The 19762-nt window shown below is 62.2% G+C and carries 15 protein-coding genes; 7 read left to right on the top strand and 8 right to left on the bottom strand.

Features of this window, described 5'->3' with window-relative positions; genetic code table 11:
* Positions 1-227 precede the first annotated feature (227 nt).
* The 4 genes from QN222_RS17570 to QN222_RS17585 all read left to right on the top strand — a co-directional run bounded on the left by QN222_RS17570 (position 228) and on the right by QN222_RS17585 (position 5423).
* Positions 228-1460, top strand: coding sequence for an MFS transporter (locus tag QN222_RS17570; RefSeq protein ID WP_283961382.1), 1233 nt, complete (start codon positions 228-230; stop codon positions 1458-1460).
* 99 nt (positions 1461-1559) lie between these two features.
* Positions 1560-2960, top strand: coding sequence for a multicopper oxidase family protein (locus QN222_RS17575; protein ID WP_283961383.1), 1401 nt, complete (start codon positions 1560-1562; stop codon positions 2958-2960).
* 79 nt (positions 2961-3039) lie between these two features.
* A complete protein-coding gene (gene rnd, locus QN222_RS17580) occupies positions 3040-4191 on the top strand; it encodes a ribonuclease D (RefSeq protein WP_283961384.1) in 1152 nt (383 codons plus the stop codon).
* A 170-nt stretch (positions 4192-4361) separates the two neighbouring features.
* Positions 4362-5423 carry an adenylate/guanylate cyclase domain-containing protein gene (locus QN222_RS17585; protein ID WP_283961385.1) on the top strand — a complete coding sequence of 354 codons (1062 nt, stop codon included), beginning with the start codon at positions 4362-4364 and terminating at the stop codon, positions 5421-5423.
* Here QN222_RS17585 and QN222_RS17590 read toward each other — a convergent pair.
* Positions 5395-5802, bottom strand: coding sequence for a DUF2000 family protein (locus QN222_RS17590; protein WP_283961386.1), 408 nt, complete (start codon positions 5800-5802; stop codon positions 5395-5397). The two genes, QN222_RS17585 and QN222_RS17590, sit on opposite strands and share 29 nt — an antisense overlap.
* A gap of 188 nt (positions 5803-5990) precedes the next feature.
* On the opposite strand from QN222_RS17590, the gene QN222_RS17595 reads away from it, so the two are divergent.
* Entirely contained in the window at positions 5991-7349 is a 1359-nt protein-coding gene (locus QN222_RS17595) for an esterase-like activity of phytase family protein (protein WP_283961387.1), read from the top strand.
* 63 nt (positions 7350-7412) lie between these two features.
* On the opposite strand, the gene ppx is transcribed toward QN222_RS17595, so the two are convergent.
* From ppx to QN222_RS17615, 4 genes are read right to left on the bottom strand one after another with little or no spacing between them, the layout of a single operon-like run.
* Positions 7413-8936: an exopolyphosphatase gene (gene ppx / locus QN222_RS17600; protein WP_283961388.1), complete on the bottom strand. Its 1524-nt coding sequence runs from the start codon at positions 8934-8936 to the stop codon at positions 7413-7415.
* A gap of 11 nt (positions 8937-8947) precedes the next feature.
* A complete protein-coding gene (locus QN222_RS17605) occupies positions 8948-11140 on the bottom strand; it encodes an RNA degradosome polyphosphate kinase (protein ID WP_336621031.1) in 2193 nt (730 codons plus the stop codon).
* 58 nt (positions 11141-11198) lie between these two features.
* Positions 11199-11888 carry a DnaA regulatory inactivator HdaA gene (gene hdaA, locus QN222_RS17610; RefSeq protein WP_283961389.1) on the bottom strand — a complete coding sequence of 230 codons (690 nt, stop codon included), beginning with the start codon at positions 11886-11888 and terminating at the stop codon, positions 11199-11201.
* A gap of 25 nt (positions 11889-11913) precedes the next feature.
* Entirely contained in the window at positions 11914-13035 is a 1122-nt protein-coding gene (locus tag QN222_RS17615; protein WP_283961445.1) for an AI-2E family transporter, read from the bottom strand.
* A gap of 251 nt (positions 13036-13286) precedes the next feature.
* On the opposite strand from QN222_RS17615, the gene purM reads away from it, so the two are divergent.
* Together purM and purN are read left to right on the top strand one after the other, a co-directional pair.
* Positions 13287-14357 carry a phosphoribosylformylglycinamidine cyclo-ligase gene (purM, locus tag QN222_RS17620; protein WP_283961390.1) on the top strand — a complete coding sequence of 357 codons (1071 nt, stop codon included), beginning with the start codon at positions 13287-13289 and terminating at the stop codon, positions 14355-14357.
* Positions 14354-15016 carry a phosphoribosylglycinamide formyltransferase gene (purN, locus tag QN222_RS17625; protein ID WP_283961391.1) on the top strand — a complete coding sequence of 221 codons (663 nt, stop codon included), beginning with the start codon at positions 14354-14356 and terminating at the stop codon, positions 15014-15016. Before purM ends, purN begins: the two co-directional genes overlap by 4 nt.
* A gap of 12 nt (positions 15017-15028) precedes the next feature.
* On the opposite strand, the gene QN222_RS17630 is transcribed toward purN, so the two are convergent.
* From QN222_RS17630 to QN222_RS17640, 3 genes are all read right to left on the bottom strand, one after another.
* Entirely contained in the window at positions 15029-16402 is a 1374-nt protein-coding gene (locus QN222_RS17630; protein WP_283961392.1) for an AcvB/VirJ family lysyl-phosphatidylglycerol hydrolase, read from the bottom strand.
* Positions 16399-19008: a bifunctional lysylphosphatidylglycerol flippase/synthetase MprF gene (mprF, locus tag QN222_RS17635; protein WP_284005516.1), complete on the bottom strand. Its 2610-nt coding sequence runs from the start codon at positions 19006-19008 to the stop codon at positions 16399-16401. Before mprF ends, QN222_RS17630 begins: the two co-directional genes overlap by 4 nt.
* A 99-nt stretch (positions 19009-19107) precedes the next feature.
* Complete coding sequence (locus tag QN222_RS17640; protein WP_283961395.1) at positions 19108-19704, bottom strand: NUDIX domain-containing protein; 597 nt, start codon at positions 19702-19704, stop codon at positions 19108-19110.
* Positions 19705-19762 lie beyond the last annotated feature (58 nt).

The raw sequence follows: 19762 nt of genomic DNA on the forward strand, positions 1-19762 counted from the left end.
GGAAAAGCGCATGATGCGCCGGTTTTGTCAAGGCCGCGGCTTTGTTCCGGTGGCCAGAGTCGTCAGCCGGCTCGCTGCTGTCGTCACTATCATTGCAGGCAGGTGGCACAAAAAGAACGCAAAAGGCCACAAATCACGACTGTCCCCGACGGTGGGCCACCGCTAAACAGGAAGCAGGCCGGTATTATCCTTGACTCGCGGCCGTTATCCGGATGCTTCCTGCCCCCATGTCCCAGATCCGCCCGCTCATCCCGCTTCTCGTCACCGCAGGCATTCTCATCGGCGGCAACGGCTTGCAGGGAACGTTCATTTCGCTGCGAGCGCTTGAGGAGGGATTTTCGACCTCGCTGATCGGGCTCGTCGGCGCCGGCTACAATATCGGCTTTGCCATCGGCTGCGTCTATGTCACGCGTATCCTCCGGGCAATCGGCCACATCCGCACCTTCTCGGCGATGGCCGCGATCGCATCGGCAGCGGCCATCTCGATGGTGCTGCTCATCGACCCGTGGTTCTGGTTCCTGATGCGGCTTCTTGCCGGCATCTGTTTCGCCAGCCTCTTTGCAACCGTCGAAAGCTGGCTGAACGCGAGCGTCACCAACGCCAACCGGGCGCGCACGCTTTCCGTCTACCGTCTGGTGGATCTCGGTTCCGTTACTGCCGCCCAATATGTGATTCCGGGTGTCGGCATCGGCGGCTTCGAGCTTTTCGCGATCATCTCGATGGCGCTGACACTCTCGCTGGTGCCGATTTCCTTTGCCGACCGGTCAAGCCCCGTAGCCCCGGAAGCGATCCGGTTCGACGTCAAGGCGCTGTGGAACATCTCGCCGCTTGCGACGGTCGGCTGCATCGTCGTCGGCCTTACCAACGCGGCCTTTCGCTCGCTCGGGCCGATCTATGCGCAGGGCATCGGCCTCTCTGTCACCGCGATCGCGACCTTCATGAGTGCGGGCATCATCGGCGGCGTGGTGCTGCAATATCCGCTCGGGCACTATTCAGACCAGATCGACCGGCGGCTGATCATCCTGATCGCGACGCTCGGTTCGCTTCTAGCCGGGCTGTTCCTCGCCTTCGGCGCAGGCAGCGACGAGTGGCTGAATTTTGCGGGTATCTTCGCCTTCGGCGCCTTCGCGATGCCGCTCTATTCGCTCTGTTCGGCACATGCCAACGATCACGCGGCCGACGGGCAGCATGCGCTCGTCTCCGCCGGCATGCTGTTCTTCTGGTCGCTCGGCGCGATCATCGGCCCACTCTTCGCCTCCTTCATGCTCGACCTCTACGGACCGCAGGCGCTCTTCATCTATACCGCGGTGATCCTCGCCTTGTTCATGCTCTACACGCTCCGGCGCATGACGGCGCGTGGGGCCGTGCCGACGGAAGAGCGCGCCATGCCGTTTCGCAATCTCCTGCGCACCTCGTCCTTCTTCAATAAGCTTGCCGGCGGCCAGCGAGAGGACGCGTGACAGGCCTCTGCGGCAAGATGACCGGCAGGGCGAATTGCTGATTATGAAAATCAGGTTTAGAAACGGCCCGATCGCTTATCCTCACCACGGGACGTCATGATGCCGTTGTTGAACCGCCGAACGTTTCTCCAGGGCTCGGCCGCGCTTGGAGGCGCTTTCGCGCTGGGCGCCGGCGTTGCCGCTCGGGCTGGCGCCTCTCCCGCTCCGCAAGTCCTGGCGGCACAATTCGCGGACGCCAGGATCGCGGCCGATGGCGTGACGCCCAAGGTCATGACCTACGGCCTCGGCGATGCTCCACACACGAGCGTGCCTCCGGTCTTGCGAATGCGCAAAGGCGAGGCCTATGCGGCAAGACTGATGAACAGGCTAGACGAACCGACCACGGTCCATTGGCACGGCTTGCGGATCGCCAACGCGATGGACGGCGTGCCGGAGATAACGCAGCCTTATGTCTATCCCGGCGACAGCTTCGATTATGTCTTCACGCCACCCGATGCCGGCACTTTCTGGTACCACCCGCATTGCAACACGCTGACGCAGATCGGCCGAGGGCTTGCGGGCGTGATCGTCGTCGAGAATCCCGAGGACCCGGCCTTCGACGCCGAAATCGTCCTTAACCTCCGCGATTGGCGGCTCGGGGCGGGCGGCAAGTTCATCGACCCGTTCAAACCCCGCGATGCGGCCCGGGGCGGCACCTATGGCACGGTCAGGACGACGAACTGGCAGCGCGAACCCGTGTACGAGGCGCCCGCCGGCAGCCTGGTGCGCCTGAGGATTGTCGCCACTGACGTAACGCGCATCTACACGGTGGCGCTCGAGGGCGCGGCGGCGAAGGTAGTTGCCCTGGATGGCAATCCGGTCGAGGCCCCCTTCGCGCTCGATCGCCTCGACGTGGGCCCCGGGCAGCGCATGGATATCGTCGTCCGGATGCCGGAGAGTGAAGGCCAGACAGCAAAGCTCGGCAACGACCGCGGCTCGCAGCCCTGGACCATCGCGACGTTCAGGTCGGTGGGAGCCTCGCTGAAACGCGACCTGCGCGACATCGCTCCCCTACCCCCCAATCCGATCGCGGAAGCTGACCTCTCCGCCGCCAAACGGATTCCAATCGAACTGACTGCAACGGCCGAGCACAAGGCAGCGCCCTCGATCTGCGGTTCGCTCGGCTACACATTCTGGGCGATCAACAAGGTTCCGTGGCCTGGAGATACGCCGGATCCGATCGCGCCGATCGAGGAATTGAAACTCGGCAAGAGCTACGTGCTACAGATCTCCAATCGCACGCCGCACGCGCACCCGATCCACCTGCACGGGCTGAGCTTCCGCATTCTGAACTCCAACAAACGGAGCTTTCTGCCGCCGCCGACCGACACCATCCTTCTCCTGCCGGACGAACAGGCGGAAGTCGCGCTGGTTGCGGACAACCCTGGCGACTGGGTAATTCACTGCCACATCATCGAACATCAAAAGACCGGGATGACCGGTTATTTCAAGGTGGTCTGACAATTTCGATTGTGACAGCAGCCGCGAAACGATACACGGAAGGGCAAGCCGCATTTTTGCCACAGTGATTAAAAACCCGATGATCCAAACCACAGTAGATCTAGAGGCCGCCTGCAAACGGTTGGCCCAATCAAGCTATATTACGATCGACACCGAATTCCTGCGTGAAACGACGTTCTGGCCGGAGCTCTGCCTGATCCAGATGGCGAGCCCCGATCTGGCCGTCATCGTGGACCCGATGGCGCCCGGCATCGACCTCGCGCCGTTCTTTGCGCTGATGGGCAACCCGGAGGTCGTCAAGGTTTTTCACGCCGCGCGCCAGGACATCGAGATCATCCATCATCTCGGCAACCTTATCCCGCATCCGCTGTTCGACACGCAGGTCGCGGCGATGGTCTGCGGCTTCGGCGACAGCGTTTCCTACGATCAGTTGGTCAATCGCATCAAGAACGAGCAGATCGACAAGTCTTCGCGCTTTACCGATTGGAGCCGCCGACCGCTCACGGACAAGCAGCTCGACTACGCGCTCGCCGACGTCACGCATCTCAGGGAGATCTACCAGTATCTGACAGCGGAACTCGCCCGTGAGGGTCGTTCGTCCTGGCTGGCCGAAGAAATGGCGATCCTGGAAAGCCGGGAAACCTATGACCTGCACCCGGACAACGCCTGGCAGCGGCTGAAGATGCGCATCAAGAAGCCGATGGAGCTCGCGGTCCTGCAGAAGGTAGCGGCCTGGCGTGAGCGTGAGGCTCGCACGCGCAATGTTCCGCGCGGGCGGATACTCAAGGATGACGCGATCTACGAGATCGCCCAGCAGCAGCCCAAGGACGCCGAAGCGCTGGGTCGGCTCAGGACCATCCCCAAGGGGTGGGAACGTTCGAGCGCAGGCACGGCCGTCGTCGAGGCCGTGAACGAGGCGCTTGGCATTCCGAAGCCGGACCTGCCGCGCCTGCCGCGGCAGAACCACGCGCCCGAGGGTGCTGCGGCGGCCGGCGAAATGCTGAAGGTGCTGTTGAAGCTCATCGCTGAAAAGGAAGGCGTCGCCGCCAAGATCATTGCCAACAGCGAGGACCTCGACAGGATCGCCGCCGAAGGCGAGAAGGCCGATGTGGACGCGCTCAAGGGCTGGCGGCGGGAGCTTTTTGGTGAAATGGCCCTGAAGCTCATCAACGGTGAAGTCGCCCTGCGCTTCGTCGGCAAGCGGATTGAGGCGATGGAAATAGGCGGTTGAAATGCCGCAGGTGAGAAAACAACTTTCCGCCTGAATCCAGCAATAGCGAGGACGCATCGAGAGAGCTGATCCGGCCCGAACGGCGTCGGATGAGCCGTCTCAATGCATTGCGGATCGCCGCCCGATCCACAATCGTCCTTTTATGTTTTCCGGTTCCGAGGCTTCCGCGCATGCGCTGGAGATTTTCCACGCTTGAGTTCATCCTGTTGCTGCTCGTCGTCGCGGGCAGTGGCGTGGCCTATGCCTGGGTGGTCTACGGCGATGGCGGACTGATCGGCGCAATCTATGCGCTGTTCATCTGCATGCCGATCCTCGCCTTCGAACGGCGTATCATATTCCGGCGCCTCTACAGAAAGATTCACAGCCTTTCGACACCGGGCTTTCTGCTATCTTCCATTGCCGTGTATGTTGCGCTCGTCTATGCCGGCTTTGCGATCGCAGGGTCTCTTCTGCGCCTAGTGGGCCATCCCGGCGAGATGATGCCCTCGCTGAACGTACTCCTCATCGCACTGGCAATCTCCGGCCCGATCATCTTTGTCCTGAGAGTGCGCGAACTGCTTGGCCGCGACGTATTCCTCAGCTTGCTGACCGGGCGCTACCGCAAGCCGGTGCAAGAGGAGCGTGTGTTCCTCTTTGTCGACCTCGCAGGCTCCACCTCATTCGCCGAGCGTTTCGGCGATCTGCGCACCCAGGAATACCTCGGAAGACTGTTCGCAACCATGGCCGATCCGGTGCTGCGCTACGGCGGTTCAATCGATGACTATGTCGGCGACGCGGCGGTCATTACCTGGCCTTTCGATCGTGCCATCGCCGACGCCGCCTGCATCCGCTGCGCCTTCGATATTCTCGACCGGATCGAGGCGGATGCCCACCGCTGGCGCAAGGACTACGGCGAGGTCCCTCGCCTTCGCGCCGCATTGCACGGCGGAACAATCGTTGCGGCCGAAATCGGGGTCGACAGGCACAAGATCACCTATTTCGGCGACACGGTGAACACCACGGCGCGCCTCGAAGGTCTTTGCCGAACGCTCGATCGGCAGATCCTGATTTCCGCGGATCTCTTGCGGCGCATGCGCCTGCCGGCCTCGGTCAGAAGCGAGGATCTCGGCGAACATGAGATCAAGGGCCGCGGCCAGAAGCTTGGCGTATCCTCCCTTCGCGCCGCCGGCCTCTCTCAAGGTAGGTCGAAGCCTGTGGCCGATTCTAGCCGTGCAGCTTTGCCCCCTTTGTGATCTTGTCGACGAGCTTCTTCTCCGCGTGGATCGCGATCCCCGCGACCCGGGCATTGTCGGGCGCCGATTTGGAAAAGACTTCCCGGTTGGCGGCGTCATGACCGGTCGAGAACATTTCGTCGATGTAGATGGACGTGCGAACATCCTTCGCCAAAGCCCGCCGCTGGATATCGCCGAGCGTGGCGCCGCCTGCCGACAGGACGATGATCGGCTGGATGCTTAGCGCGTTGTAAAGATTGCCGGCGGCATCACGATACGCCTCCCCGATAATCCCCGGCTTCTGCCCGATTATACCGGTGGCAAGGAAGGCTGTGACGTTCAGCTTCTGCCACATGGCGAGGTCGTCCCGCAGGACGATTGCAAACTTCGTCTCGAACATAGTAACCGCTCTATCTCCGCATTTTTCCCGCCAACGTTACCGCCCGAAGTGACTGCAGATCTTGAACGTTCGAGCAAGCTATCGAGTGTCACCAAAGCTTCACGAGGCTGTAAAACAAGCATCAATCAGCCGTCATCAAACGCGCCTATCGGGGACCGGTCTCAGATCTCCAACCCAAGGTGAACTTCATGACGAAAGCATTTTTAGCCTCCGCCGCACTGGCCCTTGTGATGACAACGACGGCCGCTGCCGAAGAGAAGGTCTTTCCGGCGACGCTGAAGGCACATGCGATCCTGCCCGCCAACACGATCATCGCGGCACCGGCTGATGCGGCTGACTATCTCAAGACCTCGGGGAAATTCTCGACCGCCGACCGGAAGCGTGCCGTGGAACTCGCCAGCGTGCCGGGAACGGATGGCGTGCGGCCGACCGGCGTGTCGCTGCCGTTCAATGGCCAGCCGATGCAGGGCTTTTCCGGCATCAAGGCGATGCCGGACGGGACCTTCTGGAGCCTTTCCGACAATGGGTTCGGCAACAAGCTGAACTCGACCGACGCGATGTTGATGCTGCATCATCTCAAGATCGACTGGGATGCCGGCAAGGTCGAAGCGCTGCAAACCGTCTTCCTGTCCGATCCCGATCGCAAAGCGCCCTTCCCGATAGTCATGGAAGGCTCGGCCAACCGTTATCTCACCGGCGCCGATTTCGACGTGGAATCGATCCAGCCAGTCGCCGACGGCTTCTGGGTCGGTGAAGAGTTCGGCCCCTACATCCTGAAATTCGATACGGCCGGCAAACTGACCGATGTCATTCCGACCGCCGTCGACGGCAAGCCGGTGATGTCTCCCGACAACCCCACACTGACGCTGCAAGCGGACCCTTCCAAGAAAACGCCGGCCTTCAACCTGAAGCGTTCCGGCGGCTATGAGGGCATGGCGATGTCCAAGGACGGCAGCAAGCTCTACGGCCTGCTTGAAGGGCCGATCTGGACCGACAATGAAACGGTCGAGCAGGCCGACGGTCGACCGGCGCTCAGAATCATCGAACTCGATGTCGCGAGCAAAGCCTGGACCGGCCGCAGCTGGCTCTATCCGCTCTCCGAAGGCGGCGAGGCAATCGGCGACTTCAACATGCTCGACGAGAAGACCGCGCTGGTCATCGAGCGCGACAACGGGGCCGGCACGGTCGACAAGGCTTGCGCAGACCCGAAGGATCCGAAGCCTGACTGCTTCGCCGTGGGCTCCAAGCTCAAGCGCATCTACAAGATCGAGATGAGCGACGAAAATGCCGGCAAGGCCGTGCGCAAGATCGGTTACATCGATCTTCTCAAGATCGCAGATCCGGAAGGCAGAAAGCGTCAGGGCGGTGGTGACGGCTACTACGACATGCCTTTCGTCACCATCGAGAACGTCGATCGCGTCGACGACACGCATATCATCGTCGGCAACGACAACAACTTGCCCTTCTCCGCCGGCCGCGCCATCGATAAGGCGGACGACAATGAGTTCGTGTTGCTCGAGGTCGGCGACTTCCTGAAGGCCGAATGATAAAAAGGCGGCTGCGCGCTCAGCGCGCAGCCGCCTCTTCGCAGCGTACCTGCGTAATCCCGATCAGCTCTCGAAATGGAAGGCCAGCCGCTTGCCCGTCAGCTTGCCGAGCTGCTGAAGACGGCCATCCAGCCGTTCGCCATCGAATCCGGAATAGGCCGCCGGCACGATGAATTCGAGATCGACGTCCGGACGGGGCGATGACCGCAAGCCGAGATGGTGCGTGACGCCCGGCATCGAAGCCGAGAAAAGGTAGGCGACACGCAGCAGGCCGCCCAAAAGTTTGGCCAGCTCAAGCAGGCGCGGCGTCGTGATGCCCGCGAGGGCCTCGGTGGCACCGTCGTCGTTGAGGCCTTCGAAGCGGTAATAGTTCGCAAGGGCGATATAGGCCCGGCCGGCATGCGTGATACCGGAAAAGGACGAGTGCGCGATAATGTTGAGCGCCTGCAGACCCCGATAGTCCGGATGGGCCCTCCAGCTGATGTCGGCGAGCAGGCAGGCCGCCTGGCGGTATCGGCTCTCCTCTTCCGTCTCCTCCACACCGAAGTGCGGCACCATGCGCCCGGTCCACTCCGCGAGTTCACGGGCGTGCTCGGGTGAGCGGGCGCGCAGGATCGCGATCTCGTCGGCGGCCGTCAACAACGGGTCCAGCACACGCTCCGCTTCGGAAAGCAGCGAGAAAAGATACCCTTCGCGAACGCCGAGCGCTGAGAACGAGATCCGCCCCGGTTTCATGATCGAGAGGACTTCCTGCATCGTGACCGCCCCGAAGGGCAACAGGCTGCGGCGGCTCTTGGAGATTGTCGCGTAGGCGGAGGGTTTGATGTTCTTCGGCTCGATCACCTCGGGCAGCAGAGACATCGCCTCGCCATAGGAAATCTCATAGCCCTGCATCATATGCAGCGGGTAGTTGCGTGCTTCCATATGAAGCTTGGCGATCGACCGCCATGTGCCGCCGACGGCATAGAACGTGCGTCCCGTGCCGCCCTTCAGCACGGCCGCTTCTTTCATGAACTTGCGAACCCAGGTCCGCGCCTTCGGCAGCGAGCCGTTGCTGTGCTCGGAGAGACGGATGCCGCCGAGAGGTAGCGTGATGCCTTTGCCGATGCGCTTGCCCTCGACGTCGATGAGCTCGAGGGAACCACCGCCAAGGTCGCCGACAATCCCGTCAGGATCATGATAGCCGCTGACGATGCCCATGGCGGAGTAATGGGCTTCCTGCTCGCCCGTCAGAATGCGAACCTTGCACCCGAGGATGGCCTCCGCCTTTTCGATGAAAGCCGGACCGTTGGAGGCTTCGCGCGCGGCGGCCGTCGCCAGCGCATACATCGTCGTGGCGCGCGCCTGATCGGACAGCGCCCGAAAGCGCTGAAGCGCCTTCAGCGCCCGTTCGACGTTCTCCTCCGCCATCCGGCCGGTCGCATCAATCCCCTTGCCGAGGCCACACATCACCTTCTCGTTGAAAAGCACCGCCGGCGAGCGGCTGAGCCCTTCGTAGACGACAAGTCGAATAGAGTTGGAACCGATATCCACGACGGACACCGGGCGGATGCCGGGCAGACGCCCCTGCGCTTCAGATTCTACCATGCAATTCCAGTTTACTTGTGCCAACCGCTTTTCCAGCCGGCAATCAGCTTTGGTGCACTGGATTTCAGAGCCTCGCCCCGGCCCGAGAGGCTGGGGTTGGTCATGAAATAATGCTGCGCATTGAACGGCTCGGCATCCTTGCCGACTTCCATGCGGCGTGACGTGCCGTCCGGAAGAATCTCGTAGCTCTGCTGGTTGTCGATGAGATTGCCCAGCATGATCTGCGAAAGAACCTGTTCGTGCACAGTCCGGTTGATGAGAGGCACTAGCGTCTCGACCCGCCGATCCAGATTGCGCGGCATCATATCCGCCGAGCCGATATAGACAAGTGCATTTTCGGACGGAAGGCCATGACCGTTTCCGAAGCAGAATATGCGCGAATGCTCAAGGAAGCGACCGACGATCGATTTGACACGGATATTGTCGGAGAGGCCGGGCACCTGCGGACGCAGGCAGCAGATCCCACGCACGACGAGGTCGATTTCGACGCCGGCGCGGCTGGCCCCATAGAGGGCGTCGATGATTTCCGGATCGACAAGCGAATTCATCTTCATCCAGATCGCGGCAGGACGGCCCGCTGCCGCATGCCCGATCTCTTCCTCGATATGCTTGAGAATCCGCGGGCGCAGCGTGTGCGGCGAGACCGCCAGCTTCATGCCCGCTTCCGGTTCGCCATAGCCAGTGATGAAGTTGAAGATGTTCGCCATGTCGTGAGCGATCACCGGATTGCAGGTGAAGAACGACAGGTCGGTGTAGATCTTCGCGGTGACCGGGTGATAGTTGCCGGTGCCGAGGTGGCAATAGGTCCTGAGCTTGCCTTCCTCACGGCGAACGACCATCGACATCTTGGCGTGCGTTTTGAGCTCGATGAACCCGAAGACGACCTGGACACCCGCACGCTCAAGGTCACGCGCCCAGCGGATATTCGCTTCTTCGTCGAATCGCGCCTTGAGCTCGACAAGCGCCGTCACCGACTTGCCGGCGTCGGCGGCGTCGATCAGGGCACGCACGATCGGGCTGTCGTTCGAGGTGCGGTAGAGCGTCTGCTTGATCGCCAGCACATCCGGATCGCGCGCCGCCTGCAGCAGGAACTGCACGACGACATCGAATGATTCGTACGGGTGATGGACGACCATGTCCTTTTCGCGGATTGCCGCCAGGCAATCGCCGGCATGCTCGCGCACGCGCTCAGGGAAGCGCGGATTGTAAGGTTCGAAGCGCAGGTCCTCGCGCGGCGCCTTGGTGATTTCCGAAAGCGTGTTGAGGGCGAGAAGGCCTGGAAGCACCGCGATGCGGTTATCCGGAACCCCGAGCTCCTGCACCACGAACTGGCGCAGTGATGCCGGCATTTCCGAATCCGTCTCGATGCGGATGACCGAACCGCGACGGCGGCGCTTGAGGGCGGTCTCGAAGAAGCGGACGAGGTCTTCCGCTTCTTCCTCGACTTCGATATCGCTGTCGCGAATGATGCGGAAGGTTCCCGAACCCTGCACCTCGTAGCCTGGGAAGAGGCGGTCGATGAACTGGCTGACCACGTCCTCGAGCGTGATGTAACGGATGACGTTCTTCACATCCGGCAGGCGGATAAACCGGTCGAGCGCCACCGGAAGGCGCAACAGCGCCGTCATCGGCTCGCGGCCCGTCTTGCTGACCAGTTGCAGCCCGATCGAAAAGCCGAGATTGGGGATGAACGGGAAAGGATGCGCCGGATCGATCGACAGCGGCGTCAGAACCGGGAAGATCGACTGGTCGAATTCGTTGGCGAGCCAGCTCCGGTCCTGAGCGGACAAGGAGGCGGGCCGGACGATGAGGATGTCTTCCTTCGCGAGATATTGCTGCAGCACGGCGAGCGACGCCTGCTGCTCCATCTGCAGGTTGTCTATTTCCTTGAGGATGTCGTCGAGCTGTTCGGCCGGTGTCTTGCCATCGGGGCTGCGAAGCGCAATGCCCTGACGCACCTGGCCTTCAATACCTGCGACGCGGACCATGAAGAATTCGTCGAGGTTGGCGGCGGAAATCGACAGGAAGCGGACACGCTCCAGCAAAGGATGCGCCGTGTTCAGCGTTTCTTCGAGGACGCGGCGGTTGAACTGAAGCCAGGAGAATTCGCGATTGATGAAGCGCTCGGGGCTCGTCAGCAGGTCTATCTGCTCCGCAGACGTCTCCTGTTCGATGATTGCAGACGTCGCCTTATCCATGCCCATCAGACCCCATTACTCCAAACGCACGAGCTATCCCACTTTGACGACGGAACTGTGACAGTCAATCGGGCAGGTGGGGATTTCCAAGCTCTGCCAGCACTTCCGCCGCCAGGGTGCGTGTCAGCCGCGTGCCGCGGGCAAGAGCCAGGCGGTCCAGTCGCTCGACGATCGTCTGGGCTGCCTCCAGCGAACGCTCCATGCGCGCCACGATATAACCGACGAGACGCTCGTCGATGAAGAGCTGGCGGTCGGCGAAGAGCTTCACGAGCACCTGCGTCAGCAGCTCGTCGTCCGGCTCACCGATTTCGACGACCGTAGCGGCCTTCAGGCGCGAGCGCAGATCCGGAAGCGTCACCGGCCATGACATCGGCCACAGGCGCGATGTCATCAGCAGGGCAGTGCCGTGCTGGCGCACACTGTTGATGACATGGAAGAGCGCCGTGTCGTCGAAGCCCTGACGATCAGCATCCTCGAAGAGAACCGGTCTTTTCGCAGCGATGTCGGCGGCATCCGAACCGACGACGGGATGGATCGTCTCGGCTCCCGCCCTCTCCCGCCAGATGCTGGCAAGGTGCGACTTCCCGGAGCCAACCGGTCCGCCGATGATGACGACAGGTGATGGCCACTCGGGCCAATGGTCTACGATGGCGATGGCAGCGCTCAGCCGGTCGGAGACGAGCAGATCCTCGCGACCGGTGGCCGGATCATGGCCGAAAGCGAGCGGCAGTTGTTCGGACGGACGTCTTGTCATGCTGTACTCTGGACAATGGCGCGGCTCAGCGGGGCTCCTGGCCTTCCGGCTGCTTCTCCGCGGCTGTCCTATGCCCGTGATAGAGATCACTATCAAGGTACCGCTGTATGCCGAAACGGACAAGGACGCCGATCGCGGCGGCGGCGGGGACCGCGACGAGAAGGCCGACGAAGCCGAAGAGCGCACCGAAAGCGAGCAGCGCGAACATCAGCCAGACGGGGTGCAGACCGACGCTCTTGCCGACCAGCTTCGGCTGCAGAATGTTGCCCTCAAGGAACTGGCCGCTGAAGAACACAGCCAAGACGAGCAGGATCGTAATGTAATTCGGCCAGAACTGGACCAGCGCCACGCCAACGGCCAGCACCAGCCCTACCATCGAGCCGACATAGGGGATGAAGCTGATCATGCCGGCGAAAAGGCCGATCAGCAGCCCGAAATTGAGGCCGACGAGCGACAGGCCGATGGCGTAGTAGAGGCCGAGAATAATGCACAGCGAACCCTGGCCGCGCACGAAGCCGGCGATGGTCGTGTTCATCTCGCGGGCGATCTGGCGGACGATATCGACATAATCGCGCGGCACCCAGCTGTCGACTTTATCGACCATGCGGTCCCAGTCGAGCAACAGATAGAAGGCCACCACTGGCGTGATGATAAAGAGCGAAAGAATGTCCAGCAGTGCCATGCCGGAGTTCCACAATTGCTGGAACAGCGTGCCGAGGAAACTTGCGCCCTGTTCGAGCAGCTTGGCCGAATTCTGCTTGATCGCCACCATCTGGTCCGCAAGCCAGTCCGGGAGCAGCGTCGTTTGGCTATCGGTGAGGAAGGCCTGAAGGCTGGCGATATAGCCGGGCATCCTCTGGACGAAGTCGGCCGCTTGCGTGAAGATCAACGGGATGATGATCATCAGCGAAAGCGCCAGCACGACGACGAAGGCAACAAGGATGACGATCGTCGCCATCAGCCGGCTAAGGCCCAAACGCTGCAGCCGGTCGGCGACGGGATCGAGGAAATAGGCGAGCGCCATACCGGCGAGAAACGGCAGCAGGATCGAACTGAAGAGCGTCAGGAAGGCAATGAAGCCGCCGAGCACCAGCAGCCAGAAGACGATCTGGCGCTTGAGACTCACACCGCTGACCTGACTGCCCATTGCGCTCCCCGTCCCGCGTCCGGCGCAAGCGCCTTGCGTTTCATCCATTTGGACGAGATAGGGCGCGGTGCGCACGCTGGTCAAGCCCGCCGCCTTTGATGCGGAGGCAAATCGGCCCCTCGCCGGTCGAAACGCGGTGAGATGCGGGTAAAATGGCAAAAAAAGCCGTCAAGCGTTGGCAGTTGGCTTGCACTCCTTGCCCCGCCGTGCCAATCGCATCCGCAAAATACGGCGAGCCTTGGAGAACGAGCATGAGCCAGTCGGGCAAGAATGGTCTCACCTATAGCGACGCGGGCGTCGACATCGATGCCGGCAACCTGATGGTGGAGAAGATCAAACCCCATGTGCGCTCCACGCGACGCCCGGGCGCCGATGGAGAGATCGGTGGTTTCGGCGGTCTCTTCGATCTCAAGGCCGCCGGTTTCACCGATCCGGTCCTGGTTGCCGCGAACGACGGCGTCGGCACCAAGCTCAAGATCGCCATCGACGCGAACAAGCACGACACAGTCGGCATCGATCTCGTCGCCATGTGCGTCAACGATCTCGTCGTGCAGGGGGCGGAACCGCTGTTCTTCCTCGACTATTTTGCGACGGGCAAGCTCGACCCGGACCAGGGTGCGGCGATCGTTGCCGGCATCGCCGCCGGCTGCCGCGATGCGGGCTGCGCTTTGATCGGCGGGGAGACGGCCGAGATGCCGGGCATGTATTCCGGCGGCGACTACGACCTCGCCGGCTTTGCCGTCGGCGCGGCCGAGCGCGGTCAGCTGCTGCCGGCGGGCGACATTGCCGAAGGTGACGTCATCCTCGGGCTCGCATCGTCCGGCGTACACTCGAACGGCTACTCGCTGGTCCGCAAGATCGTCTCGCTCTCGGGGCTGGCCTGGGACGCGCCCGCCCCGTTCGGCGACGGCACCCTTGCCGATCTTCTGCTGACGCCGACGCGCATCTACGTGAAGCCGTTGCTGAAAGCGATCCGTGAGACGAGCGCGATCAAGGCGCTCGCGCACATCACCGGCGGCGGATTTCCCGAAAACATTCCGCGCGTACTGCCGAAGCATCTTGCCGCCGAGATCGACCTCGACGCAATCAAGCCGCCGGCGGTCTTCTCCTGGCTTGCCAAGACCGGCGGGGTCGCCGCCAACGAAATGCTGCGCACCTTCAACTGCGGCGTCGGCATGATCGCCGTCGTTCCGGCGACCGAGGCTGAAAAGGTCGCGACAATACTCACTGGCGAAGGCGAGACGGTCTTCACCCTCGGCCGCATGGTCGCGCGTGCCGAGGGCGCCGCGGGCACGATTTACAAGGGCAGCCTCTCTCTATGAGCGCGACTACGGCTAAGAAACGGGTCGTCGTCTTCATTTCCGGCGGCGGCTCGAACATGCTTTCGCTGGCGAAGGCAGCAGCGGAGCCGGACTTCCCCGCCGAAGTCGTTGCCGTGATTGCTGACAAGGCGGAAGCCGGTGGCCTGGCCAAGGCGGCCGCCCTCGGCATCCCGACCTTTTCGTTCGTCCGAAAGGATTTCGACAGCAAGGAAGCGCACGAAGCGGCGATCCTCGCGGAATTGGACCGGCTTCGGCCGGACGTCATCTGCCTTGCCGGCTACATGCGGCTGCTGTCGGCAGCATTCATCCAGCGTCATGAAGGCCGCATCCTCAATATTCATCCGTCGCTTCTGCCTCTATTTCCCGGGCTCCACACCCATCAGCGGGCGATCGATGCCGGCATGAGGCTCGCCGGCTGCACGGTTCATTTTGTCACCGAAGGCATGGACGACGGCCCGATCATCGCCCAGGCCGCGGTTCCGGTTCTAGCCGGCGACACGGCGGAAACGCTTGCCGCGCGCGTTCTGACGGTTGAACACAAGACCTACCCGATGGCGCTCCGGCTCGTTGCCGAGGGCAAGATCGAAATGAAAGACGGGAGGGCTGCAAGCCATGCCGTCGGTGAGGCATCGGGCATCCTCGTTTCTCCCGCAATCTGAGGTCGTTGCGCGTCACCTCGCTGACGCAAGGCGGCGGTCGAGCGCGTCGAGTACGCGGCGAGTCAAGGCGGGATAGTCCTCGTCGAAATGGTGGCCACCCTCGATGGCGACTACGTCCACGCCCGAAGATTTCAGACCCGGGCAAGCGTCATCGTCCTCCTCCGTACCGTAGATACATTGGACGAGCGACGGATCGATTGCCTTGACGTCATCGGCCGGGTCACCTCCCTCGCCCTCTGCACCCAGCCAGCCGAGAACCGAGATCTTGTAGTCGGCATGATGCGAGAGCGCCATGAGCGTGAGCTGGCGCACGCGCGCACGATCCGCTGGCGGGAGCAGGTTGTAGGTGCGCGGCAGGATGTCGGCACCGAAGGAATAGCCGATCAGCAGGACGTTTCGGACACTCCATCGCTTTCGATAATAGGTGATGATCCGCGCAAGATCATCGGCGGTCGCTTGCGGCTGGCGTTCGGACCAGAAATAACGCAGCGAATCCACTCCGACGACCGGAACGCCCTCTCGCTGCAGGACATTGCCGACCTCCTTGTCGATGTCGCGCCAGCCGCCGTCTCCCGAATAGATCACGGCCATCGTGTCACGTGTGGGCTTCGCATCGAGGATCGTCAGCGGAAGGCCGAAAGGGTTTTCCGTCTCGCCGCCCTCGGCGAGCGACCCGGACAGCGCATCCGAAAGCGCCGTATAGGCATCATCCCCGCTATCGCGCTTTTCGATCTCCGGATGTTTGGCGGCAAGTGCCGTCACGTGATCCTTCCCCGCAGCGGAGGCAGCGGGAGAAAACGTAACGGTGACGGGATCGGGCAGCGACCCGTCGGTCAAGCCATAGACCATGCGGTCGCCCTTTCGAACCTTCTCGGCAGGTGTACAGAGCTGCTTCGTCAGTGCGATGCCCTCTTCGGGATCGACCGCAAGCGTCTGACCGATGGTCGCAGCCGGGGACTGCGCGGCGATCGCCAGCGCCATCGCCCCGCCGGCGCCAACACCCGCGACGATCGGAGGCCGATAGGCATTGCTCTTGGCAGCGCGCTGGACCTGCTGGCTCAGCGATTCGATATCCGAGACCGTGTAGATGCAGTCGCCGTCATCCTTCGCAAGCGAAGCGAGATAGGCCTTGAGGTCGATGCCGATGACGAGCGCCTTTTCGTCTGCAAGCGCACGCGCAACCCCGTCTTCCTTCGTCGTCCACCCGGCCACATCCGAAAGGAGCACGACAACCGCGGAAGCCTGCTCCTTGGGGAAAAGGATATGCGGCGACGGGATCATGCCGGTGTCGAACTGCGGCGCACCGTCGGCCCACGCATGCAACGAGGCACCCGCAATCAGTGCCGCGGAAAGGGCGGCCTTCCAGATCTTCCGCATGCCGGTCATTTCCTTATCACTCCCTTGAGACCGCCGCCGATGAGGAACGTCGCGTCCATCAAAGCGAGGATCGGATTGAGCCCGCCGCTAGCCACAAGGTAGCGCGGTTGCCAACGTGGGTGGAACTTGGACTTGAAGGCGCGCAGGCCCTTGAAGTTGTAGAAGCGTTCGCCGTGTTCGAAAAATGCTCGGCCGGCTCGATCCCAGACGGGCGCTATCTGCCGGGAAGACATGCCGGAAAGCGGCGCCATGCCGAGATTGAAGCGCCGGTAACCTTGCGCCTTGAGGTATTCCATCAGTTGCACGAACAGGAAGTCCATTGAACCCTTGGGCGCGTCGGGCGAGAAGCGCATCAGGTCGATCGAGCCCTCCGCTTTGGTCGCAGTCTTGAGGATGTTGGCAAAGGCAACGATGCGTCCGCCGCATTTGAGGACAGCAACCGGCTGAGCTGTAAGGTATTGGGGATCGAAGGCTCCGAGGGAAAAACCCTTCTCCCGTGCGCTGTGATGTGCGAGCCACGCATCCGAAATAGCCGCGAGCTCCGGCAGGATTGCCGGCACGGCCCCGGGCTCAACTATCGCAAATTCCAGCCCGTCGCGTTGGCCACGGCTGACCTGCTGGCGCAGGTTTGCCCATTTTCCGCCCTTCAACTCGAACCGCGTCAGATCGACCTCGGCAAGCTCGCCCAATCGAAACGCCCGTAGACCGGCGTCGGCGTAGTAGGCGAGCCCCAGCGGCGAAACCTGGTAGAAGACCGCCCTGCAACCGTTGGCCCGGGCGGTCTCCATGAATTGCCAGATAAGATCCGGCCAAGCTTCCAGGGGACCGACGGGATCGAAGAGAGCGATCCAGGAACGCGCCCGCCGACCGTACATGATGAAGGCGCTGCCATCGGGAGAGAACATGACGCTCTTGTCGCCCATCCGCACGAGGTTGGCGTCCGACATATCCTGGGCATCGACAATGGCGATCGCCCGCTCCAACGCCTCCTCCGATGCCGGCTCCACCGTGGTCGTGGCCGGACGCATCAGGCTCCAGATGGCGATGGTACTCGCACCGATCGTCACCCCCAGGAAGGCGCGAAGCCCGCGCGGCGCCTCGGCGGAAAACTCGAACTGCCACCAGAGCTCATGGCTATACTCGATATCGCGATAAACGAAGAGCAGGACGACGAACGCGCCCAGGCAGATGACGCCGATCGCCATGAGCCACGGCGGCGTCAGGGCCTGACCGAACAGCGACGCGGGGCGAATAAAAAGCCGACGGCTGGCAAGCAATCCGACGACGAAGAATGCGAGCATGCCCGCTTCCGCCAGCGCCACCGCCTTCAGCAACGACAGCAGCAGTGCAGCCGCCGCGATCACCACTGATGCCCACCAGGCACCGTCGAGGCGCAGCGCCAGTCCCCGTGCGACGATGACCAGTGCCAGGCCGAGCAGGCTCGCGAGGAAATGCGCGCCTTCGACAAGCGGCAGCGGAACATAGCTTTCAAGAAACGCCAGGTTCTCGCCGGGCGTCGGCGTCACGCTCGATAGCACCAGCATGATGGCGAGCACGAGCGCCAGCGTAGCGAGGAGCAGTGGAGCCATCCGGCCGCCTATGCGGCGGACGCTCGAAGCCGCAGGGTGACCGGCGAACTGACGAACCTCCACGCCAATGATCACCACAATCGCGATCAGCAGCGGCAGCACGTGATAGATGAGACGGTAGAGAACCAGCGCGCCGAGGATCGTATCGACGTCGGCTGTCCGACCGAGCGTCGCGATCATCACCGCCTCGAAGACGCCGAGGCCCGCCGGTACATGGCTGAGTACGCCGATGCCGACAGCAAAAGAATAGACCGCCAGGAAGGCGGGCCAGCCGATCGTCCCCGATGGCAACAGGACGTAAAGAACGCTTGCGGATGCCGCAAGATCGAGCGCTGTTACCAGGAACTGGCGGGAGGCGGTTCTGGAGTCGGGCAGACGCAGGGAAAAGCGTGCGATGCTGACTTCGCGGCCCTCTCCGGCCAGGATGAAGGTGGTCAACAGGCCGCCGAGCACAACGATGGCGATCATGCGCAGCCAGAACGGTTCGAGCCCGGTCAGCGGAGCGACGTATTCGCCGACCGTCAGCAAGCTGAGGCAAGTGACCGTGGCAAGGCCAAGCCCGAAGGCGAGCGTCACGAACGCAACGACGCGGGCTATCTCTTCCGGCTGCAGCCCGAGCCGGGAGTACGACCGGTAGCGGATAGCCCCGCCACTCAAGGGTCCGAAACCGGCCGTATTGCCGACGGCATAGGCACAGGCGGCCGTGAGCGCTACATCCGCGTAAGGCAGCTTGCGCTTGATGTAATCGAGGGCGGCGACGTCGTAAAAGGTGAGCGCGAGGAAGCTCAAGCCGGTGAACAGGATTGCGGCTGCGACCGACTTCCAACTCGTGTCCGCCAGTGCCGAGACGACTTCGTCATAATGCACCTCGGCGGTCAGATGAAAGATGGCCGCTCCGAAGAGCGCGATGATAAGAAGCGTACCGACGGCGGAAAGATAGCGCTGATTGCGCCTCAGAAACGACCTCCACCCACTGTCGGCCTGCTGGTCTTGAGCTTCAATCTCGTGGGAAGAGCTGAACGCCATGTTTCGCCCGTGCAGTTGAAGAAGACACGTAAGCTTTAACGCAGCGCTTCCCGATCAAAAAGTGAAAGATCGGTAATGTGAGATAGTAATGCTGGCCAGTTATACAGCCAGCGCGGCAGGGTTCAACATGGCCCATTGCAGCAGCATAATCGTTTTGGCGTCGCAGATCTCACCAGTGCCGATCATGGCGACAGCCTTTTCGAGAGGAAATTCCAGCACCTCGATATCTTCGCCTTCATGCGCAAGCCCGCCGCCCGCAGCCACTTTCTTCGAGGCATCGATGCGGCCGAAGAAGAAGCTCGTTCGTTCCGTCACCGAACCCGGGGTCATATAGGCGTCGAAGAGATGTGTGGCACTTTCAATGCTGTAACCGGTCTCCTCCATCGCTTCGCGACAAATCGCCACTGCCGGCTCTTCGCCATCGAGAAGGCCAGCTGGCGCTTCGATTAGATATCCCGGCTCGCCCTGCAGGAAGACGGGAATGCGAAGCTGCCTGACGAGGACCACCGACTGCCGCTCCGGATCGAAGAGAAGGATCGTTGCAGCGCGACCATGGTCGTGAATCTCACGAACCAGCCGGGCGGTTTGACCGTTGGACATTTCCTGTTCGAGCGTGACCTCTTCGAGGCTGAGGAAGCCTTTCCAGAGGGTTTTGCGGTCAATGATCCGGACGCGCGGGTCGGCATGTTCCGTCATGAGAGATCCTTGTCGAAAGGGGAACCTGGCCGAAGCACCCGACGAGGCGTGCTCGCCG

Origin of the sequence: Sinorhizobium sp. 6-70, from assembly GCF_030124375.1 — a bacterium.
Classification (GTDB): domain Bacteria; phylum Pseudomonadota; class Alphaproteobacteria; order Rhizobiales; family Rhizobiaceae; genus Sinorhizobium.

Bases quoted from the DNA above. Each gene is read 5' to 3' on its own strand.
- QN222_RS17570 (WP_283961382.1), top strand. From the start codon at position 228: ATGTCCCAGATCCGCCCGCTCATCCCGCTTCTCGTCACCGCAGGCATT.
- QN222_RS17575 (WP_283961383.1), top strand. From the start codon at position 1,560: ATGCCGTTGTTGAACCGCCGAACGTTTCTCCAGGGCTCGGCCGCGCTT.
- rnd (WP_283961384.1), top strand. From the start codon at position 3,040: ATGATCCAAACCACAGTAGATCTAGAGGCCGCCTGCAAACGGTTGGCC.
- QN222_RS17585 (WP_283961385.1), top strand. From the start codon at position 4,362: ATGCGCTGGAGATTTTCCACGCTTGAGTTCATCCTGTTGCTGCTCGTC.
- QN222_RS17590 (WP_283961386.1), bottom strand. From the start codon at position 5,802: ATGTTCGAGACGAAGTTTGCAATCGTCCTGCGGGACGACCTCGCCATG.
- QN222_RS17595 (WP_283961387.1), top strand. From the start codon at position 5,991: ATGACGAAAGCATTTTTAGCCTCCGCCGCACTGGCCCTTGTGATGACA.
- ppx (WP_283961388.1), bottom strand. From the start codon at position 8,936: ATGGTAGAATCTGAAGCGCAGGGGCGTCTGCCCGGCATCCGCCCGGTG.
- QN222_RS17605 (WP_336621031.1), bottom strand. From the start codon at position 11,140: ATGGGCATGGATAAGGCGACGTCTGCAATCATCGAACAGGAGACGTCT.
- hdaA (WP_283961389.1), bottom strand. From the start codon at position 11,888: ATGACAAGACGTCCGTCCGAACAACTGCCGCTCGCTTTCGGCCATGAT.
- QN222_RS17615 (WP_283961445.1), bottom strand. From the start codon at position 13,035: ATGGGCAGTCAGGTCAGCGGTGTGAGTCTCAAGCGCCAGATCGTCTTC.
- purM (WP_283961390.1), top strand. From the start codon at position 13,287: ATGAGCCAGTCGGGCAAGAATGGTCTCACCTATAGCGACGCGGGCGTC.
- purN (WP_283961391.1), top strand. From the start codon at position 14,354: ATGAGCGCGACTACGGCTAAGAAACGGGTCGTCGTCTTCATTTCCGGC.
- QN222_RS17630 (WP_283961392.1), bottom strand. From the start codon at position 16,402: ATGACCGGCATGCGGAAGATCTGGAAGGCCGCCCTTTCCGCGGCACTG.
- mprF (WP_284005516.1), bottom strand. From the start codon at position 19,008: ATGGCGTTCAGCTCTTCCCACGAGATTGAAGCTCAAGACCAGCAGGCC.
- QN222_RS17640 (WP_283961395.1), bottom strand. From the start codon at position 19,704: ATGACGGAACATGCCGACCCGCGCGTCCGGATCATTGACCGCAAAACC.